3 protein-coding genes and 2 tRNA genes are annotated in these 5,115 nt (G+C 37.8%); 2 read left to right on the plus strand and 3 right to left on the minus strand.

Annotation, left to right across the window (positions count from 1 at the left end; translation table 11 throughout):
* Positions 1–425 precede the first annotated feature (425 nt).
* Together CWB76_RS17325 and CWB76_RS17330 are read left to right on the plus strand one after the other, a co-directional pair.
* Positions 426–1,538, plus strand: coding sequence for a methyl-accepting chemotaxis protein (locus tag CWB76_RS17325; RefSeq protein WP_138609272.1), 1,113 nt, complete (start codon positions 426–428; stop codon positions 1,536–1,538).
* A 330-nt stretch (positions 1,539–1,868) separates the two neighbouring features.
* Entirely contained in the window at positions 1,869–3,518 is a 1,650-nt protein-coding gene (locus CWB76_RS17330) for a GGDEF domain-containing protein (protein WP_138609274.1), read from the plus strand.
* Positions 3,519–3,570: 52 nt separating this feature from the next.
* On the opposite strand, the gene CWB76_RS17335 is transcribed toward CWB76_RS17330, so the two are convergent.
* The 3 genes from CWB76_RS17335 to CWB76_RS17345 all read right to left on the minus strand — a co-directional run bounded on the left by CWB76_RS17335 (position 3,571) and on the right by CWB76_RS17345 (position 5,094).
* Positions 3,571–3,660: transfer RNA gene (locus CWB76_RS17335), tRNA-Ser, on the minus strand.
* 169 nt (positions 3,661–3,829) lie between these two features.
* The gene (nadA, locus tag CWB76_RS17340) at positions 3,830–4,870 is read right to left on the minus strand and encodes a quinolinate synthase NadA (RefSeq protein ID WP_008466811.1); all 1,041 of its coding nucleotides are present in this window, start codon (positions 4,868–4,870) and stop codon (positions 3,830–3,832) included.
* Between the two features lie 148 nt (positions 4,871–5,018).
* Positions 5,019–5,094: transfer RNA gene (locus CWB76_RS17345), tRNA-Lys, on the minus strand.
* Positions 5,095–5,115 lie beyond the last annotated feature (21 nt).

Genomic DNA, 5,115 nt, shown 5'->3' on the forward strand with positions numbered 1-5,115 from the left:
ACAACCATGTAAGAATAAGTAAAAACCGAGCAACAAAGAGTAAATCGCCCCTAGGCAGAACCCTTCGGGCAGCGCCTGTTTGGCATGGATACTGCGTTATCGCCTATTTATGGGGAATAAACCACATAGGCGCTGCCTTGCCTAAATACCAAACAGACTGCTGCAAATCCAACCTTGAAAGGTCAACAGACCCTAACCTCTAAAATAGTGACCATTTTAAATAAGTTTGTTATAAGCATGAAATGAAAAGTTTTTTACCAAAAAGTTATAAAGCATCTATTATTGTGTTGTAAGTTACTCTTATAAAAATCGATTTGGGTGGACATTAATTCCAGCCCTGTTAAAAATCGAATTATGTAATCTATAATCAGGTAAATTTAATAAAAAATATAACGTTTATTTTCCGTGTTTAAATTGGGGTCTACATGCTGTTCAATTCAAAATATAAAAACAAAATTAACGAGTTAAATAACGAGTTAATGCAATTAAAAAAAGCCAATGAAAAACTTGAGGAGCAATTATTAGCAGTAAACAGCGAGAAATCACAACTAAACCACAATGAAATAGCAAACGATACGGCATTTGTAAAACAGCGTGAATTAAATACCTTATCATTGCAGTCATCTGATTTAATTAGTGATATCAGAGAAAGCTTAGCCTCAACTTCACATAAACTAATCAATGATATTACGTCATTTAAGTCATCCCAAGAATTACTTGATACAATTTTAGATATGTTAGCAACGACTTCATCGTCAACACATAATATCTCAAGAGATACAAAGTCCGCCTCTAAATCCGTTAAAGAATTGCAGTCAGTAACAATCGGCATTAATGATTTTGTAAACATAATTAAAGGGATTTCTGATCAAACAAATTTACTCGCACTTAATGCAGCCATTGAGGCAGCAAGAGCGGGAGAGCAAGGGCGAGGGTTTGCAGTCGTCGCAGATGAAGTGAGAACGCTTGCTCAACGCTCTTCTGAGGCATCTAACGAGATATCTAATTTAATAGATAAGGTTAATGAGCAAATGCAAAGCGTTGTAACTAACATTACTAACGTTAGCGAAGAAAGTGATGGCATTGCAAATAGCTCATTAGAAATTGATACTACTGCTAAAAAGGTGGTTGAACTATCACAAAATATGTATAGCGTTATTGTTAATTCAAGTGCGGATGCATTTATTCAAACAGTAAAAATGGACCATATTGTATGGAAATACGATATTTATAAAGTCATTTTAGGTCAATCAAACAAGACGGCAGAAGACTTTTCTGATCATACCATGTGCCGTTTAGGTCAATGGTACTATCAAGGTGAAGGTGCATTAAAATATTCAAGCATTAACGACTTCAAAGCATTAGAGAAACCACATGCAGATGTCCACAAAAATGGCTTTGCTGCTCTAGAAGCATTCCAATTAGGCGATCTCAATACTGCTGTTGAAAAAGTATCTCTTATGGAGCAAGCAAGCTTTAAAGTAGTCGATATACTTAGCGCGTTATCAGATAAAATTATGGAGCATAACTTTAAATAAAATAGTCATAAGTATCTCCTTTTGCATAGCGATTTATAATCATTCATCGCTATGAATATCAAATTCATGTAAATCAATCAGAAACTAATCACACGTCTACACGAGCGTAAACCTTAAAGAGTATTTTTGTCATAAATATTGCTCAATAGCCAAACTAGATAAATTATTAACCCTTTAATTAATCATTAACTATATTTTTATAATAACAGCTCACCGTTTAGTGATTAAAGTTAGTAACTATAAAGCAAGAATACGCTAAAGCGGTCATAGCAATAATTATTCTGTTAAAAATGCAGTACAATTTTTACCGGTAACTAACTTAGGTATTACATGCGGTACACTTTCAATTTTATATGTTGTTTACTATTTCAAACCATTAGTTTTAATGCTTTTGCTGTAGCATTAAATCAAAATGACAGCTTACAACTAAAGTCAGCTATGTGGCATCAAGTAGATTTAGCTAAACCAACCCAAGGTGAGCAACTCATTAATGCTTATAACAATGTAAGTACTCCCGTCACTTCGCTGTATAGTGCCCATGGCAGTGCAATAGCAAAAATCAGTTTAACCACAGAGAGCGCAGGTCGCTGGTATATAATCCCCCAAATTAATTATTTAGATAGTGGCGTTGCTTTTTATCAAGATACTAGTGGGATCAGAAAAGTCGCTGATTTTTCGCAAGATAGTGCCAGCCCATCAGCCATTGTAATGCACAGCCGAGCTTTTGAATTACAACTAGAAGCTAATTCACACGGTGTTTTATGGCTTTATGTTAATGCTAAACACTTTGCTAAACCTGTCAGCATTAATGTTATTCCTCAATCTAGGTTTATTAAACTTCAGTTTTATATCAATTCATTAAGCTTAGTGTCTATTACTATAATGCTGACCTTGGCTTGCATGGCCTTGATCATGTTTTTTAAAACACGACATCGCGTGGCATTATTTTGTGCAGGTTATATAGGATTACACGGCATTGGTTGGGCATTCGCCGCGGGGGTAGTTGCGTTACTTTTTAATTACCACGCAATTAACACCCATTACTTTGGCATGTATATTTTTGCCTTTGCTATTGCTTGTGCCAGTTCATTTGCCTATTACTTATTTAACTTTGACCAACATACCCGCACTGGTATTAGCCGATTTTTAAAATACTTCTCCATAACCGCACTTGCCTGTGGTTTTTTAAACCCCTTTTTACCCTTTCATTGGGTGTTTTATTTAGCTCATTTCCTTGCTGCCATTTGGGTGTATTTAAGCTTAAAACTGGGCTTTAAAATGCTGGGGATGAGGGACTTTAGAGCGAAATATTTTTTAACTGGCAACCTTGTTTATAGCTTGTCCTTAGTTATTTTTATTTTATCGCACCTAAATTTAATAGAAATAAGTTCACCTGAATTATGGGTACTTATTGCTCTGGCCATTGATTGTATCTGTATTTTACTTTCTTTATCTGAATGGCTAAAAATAAAGCAAAATAATTTTATAAAAGCGCTAGAGCTATCACGCATAGACCCACTCACCAAAGTAGGAAACCGGCTGCAATTACAAGAAAAGCTCGATAACTTAGATAATTTTTATCTCATTGTGTTTATAGATTGCGACAATATTAAAAGCGTTAACGATCACCTAGGTCATGCTCACGGTGACAAGCTACTCATTGAGGTTACGCGGTTAATACAAAATGCGTTAGCCGACAAAGGCGAGGTATGCAGAACCGGCGGTGATGAGTTTATTTGTGTGTGTAACGTTCAGTCAGCACAACAGCTCGCCCAACTCACCCTGAGCATCAACGAGTCGTTAAACTATATTCATCAACAAGTTCAAAAACATTGGCCGTTATCAGGCGTGAGCTATGGCTTAGCTAGTAGTGAGGAATGTAATGACTACAAAGCCTGCTTAACCTTAGCCGACCAACGAATGTATACATTAAAACATCAGCGTAAAAACAAACGCCAAGTACAAAGCCAACACGCTTAACTTTATTACAGGCACAAAAAAGGACGTCCTGAGACGTCCTAATATAGAATAATGGTGGAGAGAGAGGGATTCGAACCCTCGTTAGGGATTAACCTAAACACACTTTCCAGGCGTGCGCCTTCAGCCACTCAGCCATCTCTCCACAATGTTGCTTTGCAACAGCGCGCTATAGTATGAAATACACTTGCTTGGTGCAAGGCCTTTTTAACACCATGCTTTTAACTGCTCAATAATCAAACTAACTACTCATAAGCAAATAAAAAGGCGATACCTGAGTATCGCCTTTATCTAATGCATTATATTGCTATTTATTATTTTGCCATATTGGCTGTAAAGTCTAGCATGCGATTTAATGATTTAAGTGCGCCTTCACGCAAATCCATATCAACAAACACTTCTTTACCGCTGGCATCAATCAGTGCTTCCTCAATCGCTTGTAAGCCGTTCATTGCCATCCAAGGGCAGTGAGCGCAAGTTTTACATGTAGCGCCGCTACCAGCCGTTGGCGCTTCAAAAAACTCTTTATCTGGGCATAGTTGCTGCATTTTATAAAAGATACCGCGATCGGTCGCCACAATAAACTTTTTATTAGGCATAGTTTGCGCTGCTTTAATAAGCTGGCTAGTAGAGCCAACAGCATCAGCGAGTTCAACAATTTCAGCCGGTGATTCGGGATGCACCAATACGCCTGCATCTGGATGCAAGACTTTAAAGTCTTTTAGCGCTTTGGTTTTGAACTCATCATGTACAATACATGCGCCGTTCCACATGATCATATCGGCGCCAGTGTTCTTTTGAATATAACTGCCTAAATGCTTATCTGGACCCCATATAATTTTTTCGCCTTGCTCATCTAAGTGCTCTACTATTTCAAGTGCACACGATGAGGTAACTATCCAATCAGCACGCGCTTTAACCGCGGTAGAAGTGTTAGCATACACTACCACTTTACGGTCTGGGTGTTGATCACAAAACGCTGAAAACTCATCCACTGGGCAACCAATATCTAATGAACAAGTCGCTTCAAGTGTTGGCATAACCACGGTTTTGTTAGGGGTTAAAATTTTAGCAGTCTCACCCATAAAACGTACACCCGCGACGATGATCATATCGGCTTCATGGCGAGCGCCAAAACGCGCCATTTCGAGTGAATCGGCTACACAGCCGCCCGTTTCTTCAGCAAGTGCTTGAATTTCAGGATCAGTGTAATAATGAGCAACAAGTACCGCGTTTTTCTCTTGCAGTAATTGTTTTATACGCGCTTTATATTCGCCTTTTTCGTCTTGTGTTAACGGTGCCGGCTTAGGAGGGAAAATATAACCTTCAGGCATAATAGTTTGAGCTAAACTCATGTTCTCGACCACTTTATTTACAGTGCAATTAATAGTGCAAATTATACGAGAAACGAACGCTAAATAATAGCAATCTAGTCAGGCAGTTTATAAATAAAAATAAGGGAGATACTAAGAAATATATTATACGGAGAAAGTGTACCAGAAGTGGTGGGTCATGATGGACTTGAACCATCGACCAATGGATTAAAAGTCCACTGCTCTACCAACTGAGCTAATGACCCGCTCTGGTTTACTTATAAAAA

It is taken from the genome of Pseudoalteromonas sp. S1609 (assembly GCF_005887255.1).
Classification (GTDB): domain Bacteria; phylum Pseudomonadota; class Gammaproteobacteria; order Enterobacterales; family Alteromonadaceae; genus Pseudoalteromonas.